The organism is Hasllibacter sp. MH4015 (genome assembly GCF_020177575.1).
In the GTDB taxonomy this organism is placed as follows: Bacteria; Pseudomonadota; Alphaproteobacteria; order Rhodobacterales; family Rhodobacteraceae; genus Gymnodinialimonas.
This window is the reverse complement of the sequence record NZ_JAHTBK010000001.1, coordinates 947246-965170: the sequence shown is the minus strand read 5'-3', so window position 1 is coordinate 965170 and position 17925 is coordinate 947246. Positions and strand designations below refer to the sequence as shown.

Genomic DNA, 17925 nt, shown 5'->3' with positions numbered 1-17925 from the left:
CGCCCGGTCGTCAGGCCGGGCAGCCCCCGACCGCCCCCCCGGGCGGGGGCTTCTCCCCCACCCGCGGTCGGGGGCAGCCCTCAGTTCTCTTGGACCGACGTTGCTCACGCCTCAAACACCTCATCCACCGGCACTTGCAGCCCCGTCACGATCCCATTCGTCTGCATCGCCATGCCGATCACGGCCAGAAGCTCTGCGTGCATCTCGTCGCTCATCCCTTTGGCCCGCGCCCCCGCCGTGTGGGAATGCACGCAGTACGAACATCCGTTTGCCGTGCTCACCGCGACGTAGAGCATCTCCTTCACCAGCGGATCCAATGCGCCCGGGGCCATGACAACCTTCAACCGCTCCCACGTCGCTTTGAGCAACGCCGGATCATGGGCAAGCGCGCGCCAGAAATTGTTGATGTAGTCAGTTCCCCGCACAGCCCGGATGTCGTCGAAAACGGCCAGCGCCTCGGCGCTGACCTCCTCGTCTGTCAAAAGCGCTGCGGTCCCCATCAGACCATCGCGAAGATGCGCGCCGGACCGCCCGAGCCGCCACGATGCTTGGGTGCGCCGACGATGATGGTCGCCCCACTTGCCGGGACCTGGTCGAGGCCTGCGATGTTTTCGATCCCGAAACGACCGGTGGGCAACCACGCGTAATGCGTCGCGAAATCCGCCGAGATCCCGTGATCGAGCGAAAGCGTGTCCACAGCGATCGACCGTGCCCCCGTCTCCAGCAACATCTGCGTCGCCTCGATATGGAAACCGGGATAGTGCTGCGCCTCGCCATCGAAGCCCCGGAACGCATCACTGTCCACTTTCGCGGCCCAACCGGAATGCATCGCCACGCAAGCCCCGTCGGGGATGGCGCCATTGGCGTCGACCCAGGCCTGCACATCATCGGGCGTGACTTGCGTATCGGCATCCTCCGCGGCACGCGCCGCAATGTCGATCACGCAAAGCGGGGCCACCAGATCGCCCACGGGGATTTCATCAACGCTCAGACCGTCGGCACTGAAATGCAGCGGCGCGTCGATATGGGTGCCGGTATGCTCGTTGATCGTCAGATTGAACAGGTTGAAGCCCGCATCCGCAAAGTTCCAGACCTGCTCCGCGCCGAAGCCGGGCTCTCCGAAATAGGTCGGGAATTCGGCTGAAAGCGTGTGAGTCAGATCCACCACCCCGCTATGGCCGTCTGCAAGCGCCGGTGTGGCGGTGATGCCGCCCGTCGCCGCCGCGCCCACCGCCGCAGCCGCCGTTCCCTTGAAGAAGTTTCGCCGCGACAGCATTCGGTCCTTCACCGCATTCATCACGCAAATATCACACATCAGCTTTCCTCCCAGATTTTGCGCCCTCCGGCGCGTCAGCGTCCCAGATACGTTTCAAGATCGCGCGCCCTGCGTTCGGTCAGACGGGCAAGGCAGGCTTGCAGGATCATCGGCTGGATCGACCCCCCTTCGTAGTCGGCTGCCTCCATTTGGCAGGTCAGATCACGAAAGGTGATCCATGCCCGTTGCGCGGCCCGCAGGTTCTCCTCCCGCGCGGCATCGGACCGCGCAATCACCTGCTGGTAGGCGTCATTCAAGAGCCGGTCCCAGAATTGATTGTCCCGCGCCGCACATTCCGTCAGCGCAATCTGCGGCAACGCAGAGCGGTCGGAGCAATCAAGCTCCTGTGCAATCGCCGGGGCGGTCCACAACAGGGCGATGGCAAATGCAATCTTCATAAATCCCCCATGATCTGCTGGTTGAAGCCGAAGACCCGCCGCGCTCCACCATAGGGAACAAGCTGCACCTCACGCGTCTGGCCCGGTTCGAACCGCACCGCGGTGCCGGACGGAATATCGAGCCGCATTCCCCGCGCAGCCTCTCGGTCAAACGACAAGGCCGCGTTGGCCTCTCCGAAATGGTAGTGACTGCCGATCTGGACCGGACGGTCGCCGGTATTGGCAACGTCGACCCGGATGGCCGCAGCACCCGCGTTCAACTCGATCTCGCCCGGGGCGGGCATTACCTCACCGGGGATCATGCGCGCTCTCCCTGGCGGATCGGATGGTGGACTGTGACGAGTTTCGTGCCGTCCGGGAAGGTTGCCTCCACCTGTACGTCGTGGATCATCTCCGGTACGCCCGCCATGCATTGCTCGGCGCGGATCACGTGGGCGCCCGCCTGCATGAGGTCGGCAACCGAACGCCCGTCGCGCGCGCCTTCCACGACGAAATCCGTAATCAGCGCGATCGCCTCGGGGTGGTTGAGCTTGCACCCCCGCTCCAGCCGTCCTCGGGCCACCATGGCGGCGAGGCTGATCAGCAGCTTATCCTTCTCTCTCGGCGTCAGGTTCATTTGCTTTCCTAGATTTGCCAAACCCGGGGCAGCGGTGCCCCGGTCAGAACATGTGCCACGCGGGCCACGGCCCGGCGCAGCGGATGGGCATCGTGCGCCATAAACCGCGCGGTCAGCCGGCCGTCCCACGCACTTGCGGCGCAGCGGATCGTTCGGGGAAGGGCGGCGCGCACCCGGTCCAACCGATCCTCTGCGTCAGGCGCGATGCATGTCAGCGTGGCCAAGGCCACCGCCCCGCCCAGCCCCGCCGGGCTGTCACTTGCCAGATCCTCCGTCCCGATCCGAACGGCTTCGACCATCACGGTCCGCCCGCTACGGCGCACTTCGCGCCAATCCCTGAGCGAGAGGTCGCGCACCCGCTCCCCCATCGCGGCACGGCCCAAAACCAGCGTCTCCAGCATGACGAGGTCCGCATCTTCGGCCATGTCGATCTCCAGCCGCCGGTCGAGCCGCCCGCCGTCATAGAGGATCAGTTCCTGCGGCAGCCAGGCCAGCTTCGCCCCCGGGCCCAGCGTCAGGCGCGTCGTCACGGTTCCCGCAGGACCATGGCTCCGATAAAGCCGTTCCGCCGTCTGCGTCGTGCCCAATGCTGCGCCAGAGGTGACATCCAGTGCATAATCCAGCCGGTCGCCCCCGGTGATCCCGCCCGCCGTATTGAGGAACACGACCTCCGGCGCGCGCCCGAAGACGCGGGGCAACATCACCTTGGCGGAGCCTTCCTGCCTGAGATCGCGCAGAAGCCCGTCTTCCAGTCGGGCCAAGGCCCGGCCCTTCACCCGCTGATGGGATGGGAGTGCGGCAGCGTCAAACATTGCCCTGAGCGTAGGCGCGACGCGGCGAAGGGGGCAAGCGAACTCGCCCGATCCCGATATTTTCGCGTGCAACTGCCTATTTCGCGGGCATTTTCCGGACGCAACCAATGCGCGATCCGAGTCCGTCTTGGACGAACTTCGGCGGCAATGCACATGTCTGTCCTGGTGCCGCAACTCCGGTGCGACAGCACACCTTTAACCATCACCTGATACTACAGTCCCGCGATCCCACCACAGCCCACATCTTGTTCCGCACGGCGCAAGGGTGTAGCGCGGGTGCCATGACGACACGTATCACGATCCGCCGCCCCGACGACTGGCACCTTCACCTGCGCGACGGCGCCATGATGCGGAGCGTCCTGCCCGAAACCGCCCGCCATTTCGCCCGTGCGATCGTCATGCCGAACCTCGTGCCGCCCGTTGTTACCGCCGAAGATGCGCTCGCCTACCGTGACCGGATCGAAGCCGCCCTGCCCGACGGGGCGGATTTCACCCCGCTCATGACCCTCTACCTGACCGAGCGGACGGAGCCCGACGATGTCCAGGCCGCCCATGCCGATGGTTTGATCACCGCCGTCAAACTCTACCCCGCCGGGGCCACGACCAACTCGCAATCGGGCGTGACCGATCTCAAGAGTGTCTACCCGGTCCTTGAACGCATGGCCGAAATCGGCCTCCCGCTCTGTATCCACGGCGAGGTCACGACCCACGATGTCGACATCTTCGACCGCGAACAGGTGTTCATCGACACAGTGCTTGATCCGCTGCTTCGCGATATCCCGGAGCTGAAAGTGACGCTCGAACATATCACCACCTCCCACGGCGTCGATTACGTTCGAGAGGCGGCGGGCGACATCGCGGGAACGATCACGACGCACCACCTGATGATCAACCGCAATCACATGCTTGTCGGTGGGATTCGGCCCCACTATTATTGCCTGCCCATCGTGAAGCGCGCCGAGCACCAGCAGGCGCTGCGCCGTGCTGCCACATCCGGCCATCCCCGCTTCTTTCTTGGCACCGACAGCGCGCCGCATCTGGACGCGGCCAAGGAAACCGCCTGTGGCTGTGCGGGCGTGTTTTCGGCCCCCAACACGATGTCCTGCCTCGCCCATGTGTTCGAGGAGGAAGGCGCGCTCGACAGGCTTGAGGCGTTCACCTCGCTCAACGGTCCCGCGCGCTACGGCCTCGCACCCAACACGGCGACGCTCACCCTCGAAAAACGCGACGCCCCCGCGATCTACAAGGCAAAATACGACACCCCCGATGGCCCGCTCACCCTGTTCGATCCGGGCCACGCGCTTCACTGGCACGTTGTGGACTGACCCCTGTCTTCCATGTGCCGAAAATATCCCCGCCGGAGGCTGCGCAGCGCATGCCCGGCGCGCCACATCAGGACGACGCAATGATCCCCTCCACCTATCCCGATGATACCACGATGGCGGCGATGACCGCCCGGATGCTGCTGGATATCAAGGCGGTCCATTTCAACACCGACACGCTCTTCACCCACACATCCGGCAAACAGGCGCCGACCTATATCGACTGCCGCAAACCCATCGCGTTTCCCCGCGTCCGCTCCACGCTCATGGATTTTCTCGCCTGTAAGGTGATGCGCGCGGCGGGGCTGGAGGCATTTGACAACATCGCGGGCGGTGAGACGGCGGGCATTCCCTTCGCGGCCCTGGTGGCGGAACGCATGGCCCTGCCGATGTCCTATGTCCGCAAGAAGCCCAAGGGCCATGGCCGCACCGCCCAGATCGAAGGCGACATGCGCGAGGGGGAGCGCGTGCTTCTGGTCGAGGATCTGACCACCGATGGCGGTTCCAAACTCAGCTTCGTGGACGCAATCCGCAAGACCGGTGCTATGTGCAACCACACCGCCGTCATCTTCTATTACGGCATTTTCGACCAAGCGATCCCGACGCTGCGCGACAACGGGATTGAGCTGCATTGGCTCACGACATGGGCCGATGTCATCGCCGAGGCGCGGCGCGGTGGCGACTTCACCGAAGACACGATCGCCGAGGTGGAGCGATTCCTCCAAGACCCCGAAGGCTGGCGCGCGGATCGCGGGCTGAGTTGACGCGTCCCGTCCTCCACAAATATCTTTTTCCGTGTCCGATGCGTCACGTAAACCGGGCCTGACAGCAACATCTTGACGAATTGCACTCTTGAAGCGCAATATCTGCGCCTCGCCACCTTGCCCTTACTTGTCCTGACTTACCCACAGGATATCCAGATTGACGCCGCCGCAGGCCGTCGCGTTATACCCGCCGGATCAACAGCGCCCCGGTCCTACCAGACCCCGAGGGCGGGCCATCAGAGCAGTGCCCCGACGCGGGCAACCGGACCACACGCTTGGGGGAGCAGATGAACGAAGTCGCCGCATTCAATCCGAACCTACCGACCGATCCTTCGGCGGAGGACGCGGCCCCCGTCCTGCCCCATAACATCGAAGCCGAACAACAGCTGCTTGGCGCGATCCTCAGCTCCAACGACGTGCTCGACCGGGTCGATGATCTCGTGAAACCTGACCATTTCCACGACCCGGTCCATGCCGAGATTTTTTCCATGGCCGCCGCCCGCATCGCCAAGGGCCTGCAAACCGACGCCACCACGCTCAAGACCTTCGCCTCCGATATTCCCGGCCTGAAAGAACTTGGCGGCGCGGAATATCTCGTGAAGCTGCAACTCTCCGCAATCGCCACGTCTGCCGCGCGCGATTACGGCCAGTTGATCCATGACCTTGCGATCCGGCGGGAGTTGATCGACCTCGGCAACCGCGTCACCGACCGCGCCCGCGCCATGCGCGACGACGTGGCCCCCGATGACCAGATCGTCGAAGCAGAAAGCGAGCTTTTCGCGCTCGCCTCTACCGGGTCGAGCAACAAGGGCTTCCAAAGTTTCCTTTCTGCGCTGCACGACGCGGTGCAGATGGCCAATGCCGCCTACAACCGCCAGGGTCAGCTGGCAGGCGTCTCGACCGGGCTGACGGATCTCGACCGGATGCTTGGCGGGCTGCACGAATCCGATCTGCTGATCCTCGCCGGGCGCCCGTCGATGGGTAAGACGTCGCTTGCCACCAACATCGCGTTCAACGTGGCCAAGGCCTACCGCGAGGGCGTGAAGGAAGACGGCACCACGGGTACAGTTGACGGCGGCGTCGTGGGCTTCTTCTCCTTGGAGATGTCATCGGCGCAGTTGGCCCAGCGTATCCTGTCCGAGGCCGCTGAAATCCCGTCGGAGCTGATCCGTAAAGGCGACCTGAACGAGCAGGAATTCCAGCGCTACCTCAAGGCCGCGGGCGATCTGGAACGCTGCCCGCTCTATATCGACGACACGCCCGCCTTGCCCATCGCGCAGGTCGCCGCCCGCGCCCGCCGCCTGAAGCGCTCGCCCAAGGGTCTCGATCTGCTGATCGTGGACTACCTTCAGCTCCTCAAGGGCTCCGGCAGATCCGACAACCGCGTCAACGAAGTGTCCGAGATCACCCAGGGTCTCAAGGCCATCGCGAAGGAATTGGACATCCCGGTCATCGCGCTTTCCCAGCTCTCCCGCCAAGTGGAGAGCCGCGAGGACAAGCGCCCGCAACTCAGCGACCTGCGCGAATCCGGGTCGATTGAACAGGACGCGGACGTCGTGATGTTCGTCTATCGCGGCGAATATTACAAAGAGCGGGAAAAACCGGGCGAGGAGAACCTTGAAGCCATGACCAAGTGGCAGCAGGACATGGAAAGCCTTCACGGCAAGGCGGAAGTCATCATCGGCAAGCAGCGCCACGGCCCGGTCGGGGCGGTGGAACTGAGCTTCGAGGGCAAATTCACCCGTTTCGGCAATCTCGCCAAACCGTGGCAGGGCGACGGTCAGGGGTTCTGATCGCGCACGCAGCTTGACGCGCCGTGCATATCCGTTTTCCCTGCCGCCATGCCCATCACCGGCCTCAACCACATCACGCTTGCGGTCAGTGACCTGCCCCGCGCGCTGGACTTCTACCGCGACGTGCTTGGTGCGCGGCAAGTTACCGATGCGCCCGGCAGCGTATACCTTGATCTGGGTGGCATCTGGTTGTGCCTCGAACGCGCCGATCATGTGACCACGCGCGCCGATGACACGCACATCGCGCTCTCGTGCGGCAAGGCCGATTTTGACGCCCTCGCCGCCCGTATCAGCGCCCGTGCGGCCCTGTGGAAGGTGAATCGCTCGGAAGGTGCCTCGCTCTATTTCCTCGACCCCGACGGGCACAAACTGGAGCTGCATATCGGCGATCTCGCGTCACGCCTCGTCCATTATCGCAGCCATCCCGACAAAGGCGTCCGCGTCCTGAAACCGTAGCAACCTCACCCACGCCCCCTTGACCACGCGGCCTGCAAAGCCCATCCCCGCCCCATGGCCTCCGGAACCCTCACCATCGACCTTGGCGCGCTTGTCGCCAATTACCGCGCCCTCGCGGCGATGCATGGGGGCGAGACGGCGGCCGTGGTGAAGGCCGACGGCTACGGGCTGGGGGCCGCCCTAATGGCCCAAACCCTCGCCAAGGCCGGCACGCGGACGTTTTTCGTCGCGACTGCGGAAGAAGGTGCGACACTCCGCAGGAGTCTCGGACCCGGCCCCACGATCAATGTCTTTTCCGGGCATATGACGGGCGACACGGACGTCCTCCGCGATGCACGGCTCACCCCGATGCTGAACGCGCCCGAGCAACTTGCCCTGCACCTGTCATCCTTGCCCGACGCGCCCTACGGCATCCAACTCGATACCGGCATGAACCGGCTTGGCATGGAACCGGCCGATTGGGCGTCCATCCGAGGGGACGCGCGCGACGCGACGCTCTTGATCTCTCACCTCGCCTGCGCCGACGAACCCGATCACCCCCAGAATGCCGCGCAACTGGTTGCCTTCAGGGACATGACGGACGCGACCGACACGCCCCGATCACTCGCTGCAACCGGCGGCACGCTGCTTGGTCCAGACTACCATTTCGACATGACGCGCCCCGGCGTGGGCCTCTACGGTGGCCTGCCTTTCGCAGCGGCGCGCCCCGTCGTGCGCCTGTCCCTCCCCGTGATCCAGGTCCGGGATGTGGCATCCGGGGAGAGCGTGGGATACGGCGCGTCGTATGTCGCGGACACATCCCGCAGGATTGCAACGCTATCGGCCGGGTACGCCGATGGCTTGATCCGCGCCATGTCCGCGCGCGCCAAACTGTGGGCGGGCGATACGCCCTGCCCCCTTGTCGGGCGCGTCTCGATGGATTTGCTCACCGTGGATGTCACGGATTGCGCGGACCCGCCAAAGGCACTCGACATTCTCGGTCCGCACCAAACGGTCGATCAATTGGCCGAGGCCGCAGGGACCATCGGGTACGAGATCCTGACATCGCTCGGCGGGCGCTACACCCGGAAGGTGATCCAGCCATGACGCGCCTTGCCCCCTTCGGCGCGCTTGGGCGCACGATCCTGACGCTGCTGGCGCGGATCGGACAGGTTGCGATCTTCGCCCTGTCCGCGCTGCGCCACACTGTCGTTCCACCCATCTACCTCCGCGAAACGGCACAGCAATTCCTGACCATTGGCTGGCTCTCCCTGCCCGTCGTCGGCCTCACCGCGCTCTTCACCGGTGGCGCGCTGGCGCTGCAGATCTACGCGGGCGGTGCGCGGTTCAACGCGGAGGCCGTGGTCCCCCAGATCGTCGCAATCGGCATAACCCGTGAACTGGGCCCCGTTCTGGGTGGCCTGATGGTGGCGGGCCGGGTCGCCTCTGCCATCGCGGCCGAAATCGCCACGATGAAAGTCACGGAACAGATCGACGCGCTCCGCACGCTTTCCACCGACCCGATGAAATACCTGACGGTGCCACGCCTTGTCGCGGCCACCGTATCGCTGCCCATCCTCGTCGCCGTGGGCGACAGCATCGGTATCTTCGGTGGCTACCTCGTCTCCACCTCGCGGCTCGGCTTCAACGAGGCGGCCTACCTCGCCAACACGCGCGATTTCCTGGAGCTTTGGGACATCACCTCCGGCCTCATCAAGGGCGCCGCCTTCGGCTTCATAGTGGCCTTGATGGGCTGCTTTCACGGCATGAATTCCGGGCGCGGCGCGCGCGGTGTGGGGCGGGCCACAACGCAAGCGGTCGTCTCCGCCTCCATCCTGATCCTCGCCGCCAATTACCTGCTGACGGAAGCGTTCTTCTCCGCATGATACCGCCCCGCCCCTCTTTGCTTCGAAAATACCTCGGGGGTTTGGGGGCTGGCCCCCAACCAATCACGCAAGAAAATGCGGGCTTGCCCCGCTCCGCTGACCAAGACATCCGATGATAGCCAAGATCGCCCTCCACGACCTGAGCAAGAGCTTCGGCACCAAGCGTGTCCTGCGCGGGATCACGCTGGACGTGGACGACGGTGAAAGCCTCGTCGTGATCGGCGGCTCTGGCACCGGCAAATCGGTGCTCCTGAAATGCATCCTGGGCTTGATCCGACTCGATCACGGCACGATCGCGATCGACGGGCAGCCCCCCGGGTCCGCGGATTACCTCGACCAGTTCGGGATGCTGTTTCAGGGGGCTGCCTTGTTCGATTCCCTGAACGTCTGGCAAAACGTCGCCTTCCGCCTTCTGCGCGGGCCGCAGAAGCTGTCCCGCGCCGACGCGCGGGAGGTCGCCGTGGAGAAGCTCAAGCGCGTGGGCCTGTCGGCCGACACCGCCGATCTCTACCCATCCGAACTCTCGGGCGGGATGCAGAAACGCGCGGGCCTGGCACGCGCCATCGCGGCAGAGCCCGAGATCATCTTCTTCGACGAGCCCACGACCGGCCTCGACCCGATCATGTCCAATGTCATCAACGACCTGATCTCCGAAATCGTGTCCGAGATGGGGGCCACCACGATCACGATCACCCACGACATGTCCTCGGTCCGGGCGATCGCATCACGCGTGGCCATGCTCCATGACGGCAAGATCCGCTGGTACGGCGCCGTGTCGGACATGGACGATGCGGACGATCCCTATCTCAGGCAATTCATCGGCGGCCATGCGGACGGTCCGATCGAGACACTGCGCTGAGCCCACGGCTTTGCCCTTGCACGCACGCCGCGCGCCCGCCAAACGAGGGCCATGGACGCCGATATCACCCCCTCCATCGACTTCGTCGCCGCCACAAGTGGACCGCAAATCGCCTTGATCGGAGCGCTGGTCATCCTGATGCGGCTGATCCCGATCCTGATCGGACTGGGCGCGATCCTTAAGCTGCGTCGCTTTCCCCATTTGCGTGCCCTTCACTGGACACTGCTGACCTCCGCCGGACTGGCGCTATCCGTCGGCCTCGTCGATCTACTGGCCCGGGCCCTTGTCTCCGACGCGGCACGCCACTCCGGCACCTGGTTCTTCATCGTCTTGTTCGCAATCTCGTGGCTCGCCGTCACCTGGATCCGCAGCCTGTTGAAGACCCGGATGCAGCCGCGCTGGATCGACGTCGCCGCCTTGGCCGTGCTTGCCCTGGCCGTCGCCCTCGGCATCATCTTCGCTCTCACAGTTTCCGCACCTACCTGACGAAAGGCCTTCCCATGCCAACCCCCATCGCGATGATCGAGGCGCTGGCCACTCTTCTGTGGGTGTTTGCGTGCCTGAGTGGCGTCGCGTGGCTGCGCCGCCTTTGGCAATTAGAGCCGAACCGCCATGTCGCGGCGGTGACGGAGCTTCTGGGCAATCTTGTACCGGTCATGATCCTGCTCGTCGTCATCGTGCTGATCGGCGCATTGGTGGGCCTGCCATCGGTCGTGGCACTGATCGCGGTGATCTTTCCCGCCGGTTTGGCCTACGGCATCCAAGCGACCCTCTCGGACTTGAACGATACCCGGGCATTCCCGATCCTGCGCGTCGCCCTGACCTTGCTCATCGGCGCCGCCGTGATCCTACTCCGCCAAGTTCTTTAGGCCTTGCGCCCGACCCTGTCGCTCCCACATCGTGCAGGCTCGAACCACACAAGGCCCCGCCATGCCCCGCGCCCTGATTGCCGCCAATCTCTGCCTTCTGGTCCTGTTTCCGGTGTCGTGGTTCGCGCCCCTCATGCGCGCGGGCCTGCTGCCGTTCTTTAACCTGTCGGAAATCTCCATTCTGTCGGGCATCGGCGCGTTGTGGGAGGATGGAGAGGTCGCGCTGGCAAGCCTTGTCGCGCTCCTTGCGCTGGTGGCGCCGACGGGAAAGACGATCTGCCTCTCGCTCGTGCAGCTTTCCCGCGCGCCCACCCGCCTGCTGCCCGCACTGGAAATCGCGGGTAAGCTGGCCATGGCGGACGTGTTCCTGATCGCGGTCTATGTCACGCTTGCCAAGGGGCTGTCCGTCGGGCGGGTGGAGACGGCATGGGGCCTGTGGCTCTTCACCGCTTGCGTTCTGGCCTCGCTGACTATCTCCATCCTCACGAAACGCGCCGTCACGCAGCGGTAGGCGCATCATCGAGCCGCGATCCCCATTTCCATTGATCAAGAATTCCGCACGTCCCTTAACCCGACCCCTATTCCCCTTCCCCACGCGCATCGCTAAACCCCCGATATGGCCAAACCCGTCACTCAATTCACTTGCTCGTCCTGCGGGGCCGTCCACAAGAAATGGTCCGGCCGCTGCGACGATTGCGGGGAATGGAACACGATCCGCGAAGAGGCCCCCCTCGGCGCAGGTCCGGGCAAGGCCGCCCTCGGCTCGGCCAAGGGCAAAAAGATGGTCCTCAAGGATCTGCGCACGAAAGAGACACCGCCGCCCCGCCAATCCTCCGGCGTTGCGGAGTTGGACCGCGTCCTTGGCGGCGGTCTGGTGCCTGCGTCGGCCACCTTGGTGGGGGGCGATCCCGGCATCGGCAAATCCACACTTCTCCTGCAAGCCGCCGCCGCCTTTGCCCGGCAGGGGCTGAAGGTCGTTTACGTCTCGGGCGAGGAAGCCACGGCGCAGGTCCGGATGCGCGCCGAGCGTCTGGGCCTCAGCGACAGCGCCGTGATGCTGGCGGCTGAAACCAACTTGCGCGACATCCTCACCACGCTGGAGGCAGAGCAGCCCGACCTTGCCATCATCGATTCGATCCAGACGATGTGGCTCGACACCGTGGACAGCGCGCCCGGTTCCGTCAGCCAGGTTCGCGCGTCGTCTCATGAACTCACGACCTTCGCCAAGCGGCGTGGCACTTCCGTCATGCTGGTGGGGCACGTCACCAAGGAAGGCCAGATCGCGGGCCCTCGCGTGGTGGAGCACATGGTCGATACGGTGCTGTATTTCGAAGGCGAGCGCGGGCACCAATTCCGCATCCTGCGCTCGGTCAAGAACCGGTTCGGCCCGGCGGACGAGATCGGCGTGTTCGAGATGACGGGCCGTGGCCTGGCCGAAGTCGCCAACCCCTCCGCCCTGTTTCTCAGCGACCGGGAGGAACCCGCACCGGGCTCCGTCGTCTTCGCGGGCATCGAAGGCACGCGCCCCGTCCTGGTCGAATTCCAGGCCCTTGTCGCGCCCTCCAACCTCAGCCAGCCGCGCCGCGCGGTTGTGGGGTGGGATGGCTCGCGGCTCAGCATGATCCTTGCTGTGCTGGAGGCGCGCGCCGGCATCTCGTTCCAGGGCCTGGACGTCTACCTCAACATCGCGGGCGGCATGCGCATCTCGGAACCCGCCGCCGATCTGGCCGTTGCCGCCGCGCTGCTTTCGGCGCGTGAGGACGCAGCTTTGCCCCGCGAAACCGTGGTTTTCGGGGAACTATCGCTCTCGGGCGCGCTGCGTCCGGTGTCTCAGGCGGAAAATCGGTTGAAAGAAGCGGTGAAACTTGGTTTTTCCACCGCAATCGCCCCCTCGGGCTGCCGGATCGCCGACAATGCAGGTGTCAAGGTGCAGTCGATGGCGGATCTCCCTGCTTTCGTGGGAGAGGTCTTCGGGGCAGGATAACGCGCGCGATGCGATGCAAGAGGGCTGAGGGCAGACATGGACGGATTCACCATTTTCGACGGGGTCGTCGGCGGGGTCATCGTGATCTCGGCCATCCTTGCCTATGCAAGGGGTTTCGTGCGTGAGGTCATGTCGATCCTGGGATGGATCGCCGCCGCCGTCGTGGCTTTCCTTTTCGCGCCCAACGCCCTGCCGCTGATAACCGAGATCCCCTATCTCGGCGATTTCATCGGCGACAGCCGGGAATTGGGCATACTGGCAAGCTTTGCCATCGTATTCGTCGTGGCCCTTGTGGTCGTGTCCCTGTTCACGCCGCTCTTCTCTTCGGTCGTGCAACGGTCCGCACTTGGCGGGATCGACGCGGGCCTTGGTTTCCTCTTCGGCGTGGCGCGTGGTGTTCTGCTCGTCGTCGTGGCGCTGATCGCCTATGACCGCGTGGTGGGCGACGAACCGATCCCGGCCATTTCCGAAAGCCGCTCCGCCGCTGTCTTCGCTTCCATGCAAGAACAGATTGAGGCGCAGATCCCCACGGACATGCCCGGCTGGATTCTGGAACGCTACAACACGCTTGTCGGGGAAGAGCCGGGAAGTGACGCCGCGCCCGCCTCGGAATAGCACCTAGTCCGCGAGGAACAGGTCCACCGCATCCATCATCTGTCCGAAGGCAGGATCGGACGGCGGGATGATATGGTTTGACGTCTCCAGCGACTGAAACTCCGCATTCGGCAGGCGACGTGCGAGCGTCAGGCTCTGCGCCCTGGGATGGATCGCGTCGCCCTGGGACGACAGGACAAGCGCGGGCGCGAGGACCTGTTCCAGTATGGCAGAGGCATCAAATGCACCGATGGCCAATCGCAGGTTAGCCGCTTCTTCGGCACTGGCCGACACGGCCTGCATGGAGGCGATGCTGTTGGTCTCTGCCAGATCGGCATCGGGCAGGAACACCTTGGTGAAGGCCTGCACGAACGGGCTCGCCGGATCGCCCCACCCCGCCCGGATCATCGACACCATCGCCTGCGTCGCGTCCACATCGCCGCGCAAGATGGACCCCTCGACAAACCCGTTGACCAGAACCATCCGCCGAATCCGCCCCGGATGCCGCGCCGCGTAACTCAACACCACAGGCACGCTTTGCGAGACCGCGAAGACATCCACCGGGCCTTCGGTCGTTGCATCCAAAACGCAGGCCAGATCATCGACAAACTGCGATTGCGTCAGGGCCGCGACACCCCGCTGGGACAGGCCCGACCCCCGAGGATCATATCGGACCAACCGCCGCCCGTGGCCCAGCCGCTCCAACCACGGGCGCCAGACCGGGTTAGACCAATCATGTTCCAGATGGGACAGCCAATGCCCGCCCCGCACCAGCACCGGGCCCTCCTGCCCCGACGTCGCATATGCGATCGACGTGCCGTCGGCTGAGGCGATGTAGCGGATCACCTGCCGGTCTGACATCGGCGCATCGGGTTTCGGCAGGCCGCCGTGCCTGTTTACCGGAAGCACCAATTGCACGCCCCGCCGCGGCACTGTCCTGAGCACCGCCTGCGCTTTGCCCGTGTCCCCAAGGGCGGCGCGAGCGGCGCTGATCCGCGCGCTCAACGTCGCTTCCGACACGATCCGCCCCTTCCAGACCTGCGCGATCATGTCGTCGTAACTCAGCAGATCGGGGGCCGCCTTCGCCAGGGCCGCGATCAGGTCGAAGACCTGCGGCTCCACATGCACGGGCATGCCACCAACGACCAGGCGATGGCCTGCAACGTCCAACTCGCATGGTCCGAATTCATACCGCATGACCGATCCTGACGCGAAATTCTGCGCCGTCTCAAGGCCTTTGGACGCCCTTGAGGACAAATCACGATGTCCTTCAGGATATCTTCAGACCGGCTTCAAGCGCCGTGATCCGACCTGTCTCAGACTTTGGACATCACGATCAAACGGAGGCACTGACATGACCGACACAATCAAAACCCGCGCCGATGGATCCATCGACACCGCCCATTACATGGCCATCGGACGTCGGGCCCGCGCCCAGGCCGCGGCGGAGATGTTTGGCCGCACAAACGCACCCCGCCGCTCCGGCCCGAAGATCACTCTGCTTCTGCCGTGCTGCCTTCTTGGAGTGATGCAGATCCTTGCGCTTCCCGGCCTGGTCTGAGCAACCTATCGGCTGCCGAAGCTGCGCGTCATACCCAAAAGCAGCAGCAGAAGCGCGCCGCCAAGGTACATCCACAGGCCTGCGCGGACGAAATCGCCCACCAATTCCCAGGCCTGTCCGAGGTCTTGTAACGACACCTGGAATGGCAGGCCGATATCGCTGCCTATGTCCTCGGCCTGCAGGTAGTAATGCACCCCAAGCGCAAGGGGCGATGCGCCGGCGAGGATGGCCAGCAGGCCCGACGCCCGGCCCAGGATCGCCACAAGTGCCGTCAGGGCGGCCAGGGCGAAGCCCGCCAGGAACACCCGCGCCTGCCACGTGCCGCTGTCGATGATCTCCTGGTAGGTGTCGCCGATCACGGCGGCAGGGGAGAATTCCTGTCCCGCGAAGGGCGGCTCGACCCAGGTGACGAAATAACTGCCTGCCATGGCGGCGCCCGCCAGAAACATGACCAACCGCATATGCCTCTCCAATCGTGTTCTTGTTTTGCGGGCAGCCTACCTGAAATCGACGTGCCGGTCCATTGCGCGGCGTTCTGCCACGCGAAGTATGATCGTTTGATGACACCACGCCCCCCGCACCTTATGTGAAGGATGTTGCCACGCCCCGGAGATTCGCCCGATGGACGAGACACAGTTCCCCCGCCACCCGTTCGACGCCGGGGACGACGACAAGCTGCGTGAGGAATGTGGGGTATTCGGGGTGATCGGCGTGGCGGACGCCGCCAATTTCGTAGCCCTCGGTTTGCACGCTCTCCAACATCGCGGACAGGAAGCGGGCGGGATCGTCACTCACCATCCCGATACCGGATTCAACCAGCAGCGCCGCATGGGCCTCGTGCGGGACAATTTCACCTCGCAAAGCATGATGGCGCAATTGCCGGGCCGGATCGGCATCGGGCATGTGCGCTATTCCACCACCGGCTCCAAGGGCCAGACCGCGATCCGGGACGTCCAGCCGTTTTTCGGCGAGTTTTCCATGGGTGGTGCGGCAATTGCCCATAACGGCAACATCACCAACGCCAACGCCCTGCGCCGCGAATTGATCGAACGCGGCTCGATCTTTCAAAGCACTTCCGACAGCGAATGCATCATCCACCTGATGGCACGCTCCATGGGCCAGAACATCCCTGACCGCATGGAAGAGGCCCTGCGCAAGGTCGAAGGCGCGTTTTCGGTTGTGGCGATGACCCGCACAAAGCTGATCGGCTGCCGCGACCGTCTGGGTGTGCGCCCGCTGGTTCTGGGCCGGGTGGGCGACGGATGGGCGCTGGCGTCGGAGACCTGCGCACTCGACATCATCGGCGCGGAATTCGTCCGCGAGATCGAGGCCGGAGAGATGGTGGTCATCACGCCCGATGGCGTCGAAAGCCACTTTCCCTTCCGCCCCGCCAAGTCGCGCTTCTGCATCTTCGAACATGTCTATTTCAGCCGCCCCGACAGCCAGTTGGGCGGGCGTTCCGTCTATGAAACGCGGGAAAATATCGGCCGTGAACTGGCGAAGGAAGCGCCGGTCGACGCCGATCTGGTCTGCCCCGTCCCGGACAGCGGCACGCCTGCCGCCATCGGCTATTCCCTGCAAAGCGGCATCCCCTACGCCATGGGGATCATCCGCAACAATTACATGGGTCGGACCTTCATCGAACCCACCGCGGAAATCCGCAACATGGGGGTCCGCCTGAAACTCAATGTGAACCGCGCCCTTATTCGCGGCAAGCGCGTGATCCTGGTCGATGACAGCGTCGTGCGCGGCACAACCAGCCGCAAGATCAAGGAGATGATCCTTGATGCGGGCGCGGCAGAGGTGCATTTCCGCATCGCCTCGCCCCCCACCGCATGGCCGTGCTTCTACGGCGTCGACACGCCCGACCGCGAAAAGCTGCTCGCCGCCACCATGTCCGAGGACGAGATGCGCGATCACCTCGGCGTCGCGTCGCTGCGGTTCCTCACGCTCGACGGCCTCTACCGCGCGGTCGGAGAGGCGGAAGGGCGCGATCCCCAATCGCCAAGCTATTGTGATGCGTGCTTCTCGGGTGTCTATCCCGTCAAACCCAAGGACCAGTTGGCGAAGGGGTTCCAGATGGTCGAGGCCGCGGAATGATCCGCAAGCTCTTCAGCCGCCAGAAGTCCGTGAAGGTCGTGCCGGAGGAAGAACTTGCCCGCCGCCTGACCGATCCCGAATATCGCTGCGCGTGTTGCAATGTCGAGCTGCGCGCAGGCACCGGCGTCGTCCGGCCCGAGGCACCTTTCAGTTGGAAGAACCCGCCAGAGCCTGATCCCGACGAGGTGTTCGAGAATGGTGGGGCGGAGATCTTTACCGAGAATTACGCGCGTCGTGACGGCGACAACCTTTTGCGCGCCTACCTTCCGATCCCGGTCAGGGGCACTGACCGGGAGGTATTCATCGGCGTCTGGTGCTCGCTGAAGGCCGGCAACCATGCCCGCTTCCGCTCCGCCCAAGCGCGGGGGGAGGCCGACAAGCTGGGGGAGATGTTCTCGTGGCTTTACACGCAATTGCCTCGCCTGACCGGCCCGCTTCTGACCGCGGGCGCACTTGTCCCCTATTCGGACGGGCGCACGCCGCTTTACTGGATCACCGACAAGAAGCACCCGTTCCATGCCTTCCAGCAGGACGGGATGAGTGCCACGGACATCCTCTCTCTTTACGAGGATTTCGGTTGCGGCGACATGGTCAAGCACCTCAAGGCGTGAACCGGC

The 17925-nt window shown here is 64.4% G+C and carries 23 protein-coding genes; 15 read left to right on the top strand and 8 right to left on the bottom strand.

Annotation, left to right across the window (positions count from 1 at the left end; genetic code table 11):
- Positions 1 to 104: 104 nt before the first annotated feature.
- From KUW62_RS05150 to KUW62_RS05125, 6 genes are read right to left on the bottom strand one after another with little or no spacing between them, the layout of a single operon-like run.
- A complete protein-coding gene (locus tag KUW62_RS05150; RefSeq protein WP_224814445.1) occupies positions 105 to 500 on the bottom strand; it encodes a carboxymuconolactone decarboxylase family protein in 396 nt (131 codons plus the stop codon).
- Positions 500 to 1315: a cyclase family protein gene (locus tag KUW62_RS05145; RefSeq protein WP_224814444.1), complete on the bottom strand. Its 816-nt coding sequence runs from the start codon at positions 1313 to 1315 to the stop codon at positions 500 to 502. The genes KUW62_RS05150 and KUW62_RS05145 overlap by 1 nt, the downstream gene beginning before the upstream one ends.
- 35 nt (positions 1316 to 1350) lie before the next feature.
- Positions 1351 to 1713 carry a lysozyme inhibitor LprI family protein gene (locus KUW62_RS05140; RefSeq protein WP_224814443.1) on the bottom strand — a complete coding sequence of 121 codons (363 nt, stop codon included), beginning with the start codon at positions 1711 to 1713 and terminating at the stop codon, positions 1351 to 1353.
- Positions 1710 to 2015 (bottom strand): urease subunit beta, encoded by a 306-nt coding sequence (locus KUW62_RS05135; protein WP_224814442.1) that lies wholly within the window; start codon positions 2013 to 2015, stop codon positions 1710 to 1712. The genes KUW62_RS05140 and KUW62_RS05135 overlap by 4 nt, the downstream gene beginning before the upstream one ends.
- The gene (locus tag KUW62_RS05130; RefSeq protein WP_224814441.1) at positions 2012 to 2329 is read right to left on the bottom strand and encodes an urease subunit gamma; all 318 of its coding nucleotides are present in this window, start codon (positions 2327 to 2329) and stop codon (positions 2012 to 2014) included. The genes KUW62_RS05135 and KUW62_RS05130 overlap by 4 nt, the downstream gene beginning before the upstream one ends.
- A gap of 8 nt (positions 2330 to 2337) precedes the next feature.
- Complete coding sequence (locus tag KUW62_RS05125) at positions 2338 to 3141, bottom strand: urease accessory protein UreD (RefSeq protein WP_224814440.1); 804 nt, start codon at positions 3139 to 3141, stop codon at positions 2338 to 2340.
- A gap of 281 nt (positions 3142 to 3422) precedes the next feature.
- Here KUW62_RS05125 and pyrC point away from each other — a divergent pair, with 281 nt between their 5' ends.
- The 12 genes from pyrC (at position 3423) to KUW62_RS05065 (ending at position 13668) form a co-directional block, all read left to right on the top strand.
- Entirely contained in the window at positions 3423 to 4466 is a 1044-nt protein-coding gene (gene pyrC / locus KUW62_RS05120) for a dihydroorotase (RefSeq protein ID WP_224814439.1), read from the top strand.
- An 80-nt stretch (positions 4467 to 4546) separates the two neighbouring features.
- Positions 4547 to 5227, top strand: coding sequence for an orotate phosphoribosyltransferase (locus KUW62_RS05115; RefSeq protein WP_224817037.1), 681 nt, complete (start codon positions 4547 to 4549; stop codon positions 5225 to 5227).
- 287 nt (positions 5228 to 5514) lie between these two features.
- A complete protein-coding gene (locus KUW62_RS05110) occupies positions 5515 to 7020 on the top strand; it encodes a replicative DNA helicase (protein WP_224814438.1) in 1506 nt (501 codons plus the stop codon).
- A 48-nt stretch (positions 7021 to 7068) separates the two neighbouring features.
- Positions 7069 to 7476: a VOC family protein gene (locus KUW62_RS05105; RefSeq protein WP_224814437.1), complete on the top strand. Its 408-nt coding sequence runs from the start codon at positions 7069 to 7071 to the stop codon at positions 7474 to 7476.
- 54 nt (positions 7477 to 7530) lie between these two features.
- Positions 7531 to 8562: an alanine racemase gene (alr, locus tag KUW62_RS05100; protein WP_224814436.1), complete on the top strand. Its 1032-nt coding sequence runs from the start codon at positions 7531 to 7533 to the stop codon at positions 8560 to 8562.
- Positions 8559 to 9341, top strand: coding sequence for an ABC transporter permease (locus KUW62_RS05095; protein ID WP_224814435.1), 783 nt, complete (start codon positions 8559 to 8561; stop codon positions 9339 to 9341). The genes alr and KUW62_RS05095 overlap by 4 nt, the downstream gene beginning before the upstream one ends.
- Before the next feature lie 112 nt (positions 9342 to 9453).
- The gene (locus KUW62_RS05090) at positions 9454 to 10200 is read left to right on the top strand and encodes an ABC transporter ATP-binding protein (RefSeq protein ID WP_224814434.1); all 747 of its coding nucleotides are present in this window, start codon (positions 9454 to 9456) and stop codon (positions 10198 to 10200) included.
- A gap of 51 nt (positions 10201 to 10251) precedes the next feature.
- Positions 10252 to 10686: a hypothetical protein gene (locus KUW62_RS05085; RefSeq protein ID WP_224814433.1), complete on the top strand. Its 435-nt coding sequence runs from the start codon at positions 10252 to 10254 to the stop codon at positions 10684 to 10686.
- Between the two features lie 14 nt (positions 10687 to 10700).
- The gene (locus KUW62_RS05080; RefSeq protein WP_224814432.1) at positions 10701 to 11069 is read left to right on the top strand and encodes a hypothetical protein; all 369 of its coding nucleotides are present in this window, start codon (positions 10701 to 10703) and stop codon (positions 11067 to 11069) included.
- 61 nt (positions 11070 to 11130) lie between these two features.
- Positions 11131 to 11580 (top strand): paraquat-inducible protein A, encoded by a 450-nt coding sequence (locus KUW62_RS05075; RefSeq protein ID WP_224814431.1) that lies wholly within the window; start codon positions 11131 to 11133, stop codon positions 11578 to 11580.
- A gap of 105 nt (positions 11581 to 11685) precedes the next feature.
- Positions 11686 to 13053 carry a DNA repair protein RadA gene (gene radA, locus KUW62_RS05070; protein WP_224814430.1) on the top strand — a complete coding sequence of 456 codons (1368 nt, stop codon included), beginning with the start codon at positions 11686 to 11688 and terminating at the stop codon, positions 13051 to 13053.
- A gap of 36 nt (positions 13054 to 13089) precedes the next feature.
- Positions 13090 to 13668, top strand: a complete 579-nt coding sequence (locus KUW62_RS05065) for a CvpA family protein (protein WP_224814429.1) — start codon at positions 13090 to 13092, stop codon at positions 13666 to 13668.
- Positions 13669 to 13671: 3 nt separating this feature from the next.
- On the opposite strand, the gene KUW62_RS05060 is transcribed toward KUW62_RS05065, so the two are convergent.
- The gene (locus KUW62_RS05060; RefSeq protein WP_224814428.1) at positions 13672 to 14844 is read right to left on the bottom strand and encodes an alpha/beta fold hydrolase; all 1173 of its coding nucleotides are present in this window, start codon (positions 14842 to 14844) and stop codon (positions 13672 to 13674) included.
- A gap of 157 nt (positions 14845 to 15001) precedes the next feature.
- Here KUW62_RS05060 and KUW62_RS05055 point away from each other — a divergent pair, with 157 nt between their 5' ends.
- Positions 15002 to 15208: a hypothetical protein gene (locus KUW62_RS05055; RefSeq protein WP_224814427.1), complete on the top strand. Its 207-nt coding sequence runs from the start codon at positions 15002 to 15004 to the stop codon at positions 15206 to 15208.
- Between the two features lie 5 nt (positions 15209 to 15213).
- Here the strand turns inward: KUW62_RS05055 and KUW62_RS05050 are convergent, their stop codons facing one another.
- Positions 15214 to 15669: a hypothetical protein gene (locus tag KUW62_RS05050; protein ID WP_224814426.1), complete on the bottom strand. Its 456-nt coding sequence runs from the start codon at positions 15667 to 15669 to the stop codon at positions 15214 to 15216.
- 160 nt (positions 15670 to 15829) lie between these two features.
- Here KUW62_RS05050 and purF point away from each other — a divergent pair, with 160 nt between their 5' ends.
- Together purF and KUW62_RS05040 are read left to right on the top strand one after the other, a co-directional pair.
- Positions 15830 to 17308, top strand: a complete 1479-nt coding sequence (gene purF / locus KUW62_RS05045; protein ID WP_224814425.1) for an amidophosphoribosyltransferase — start codon at positions 15830 to 15832, stop codon at positions 17306 to 17308.
- The gene (locus KUW62_RS05040; RefSeq protein ID WP_224814424.1) at positions 17305 to 17919 is read left to right on the top strand and encodes a DUF2199 domain-containing protein; all 615 of its coding nucleotides are present in this window, start codon (positions 17305 to 17307) and stop codon (positions 17917 to 17919) included. Before purF ends, KUW62_RS05040 begins: the two co-directional genes overlap by 4 nt.
- The last annotated feature ends 6 nt before the right edge of the window (positions 17920 to 17925 follow it).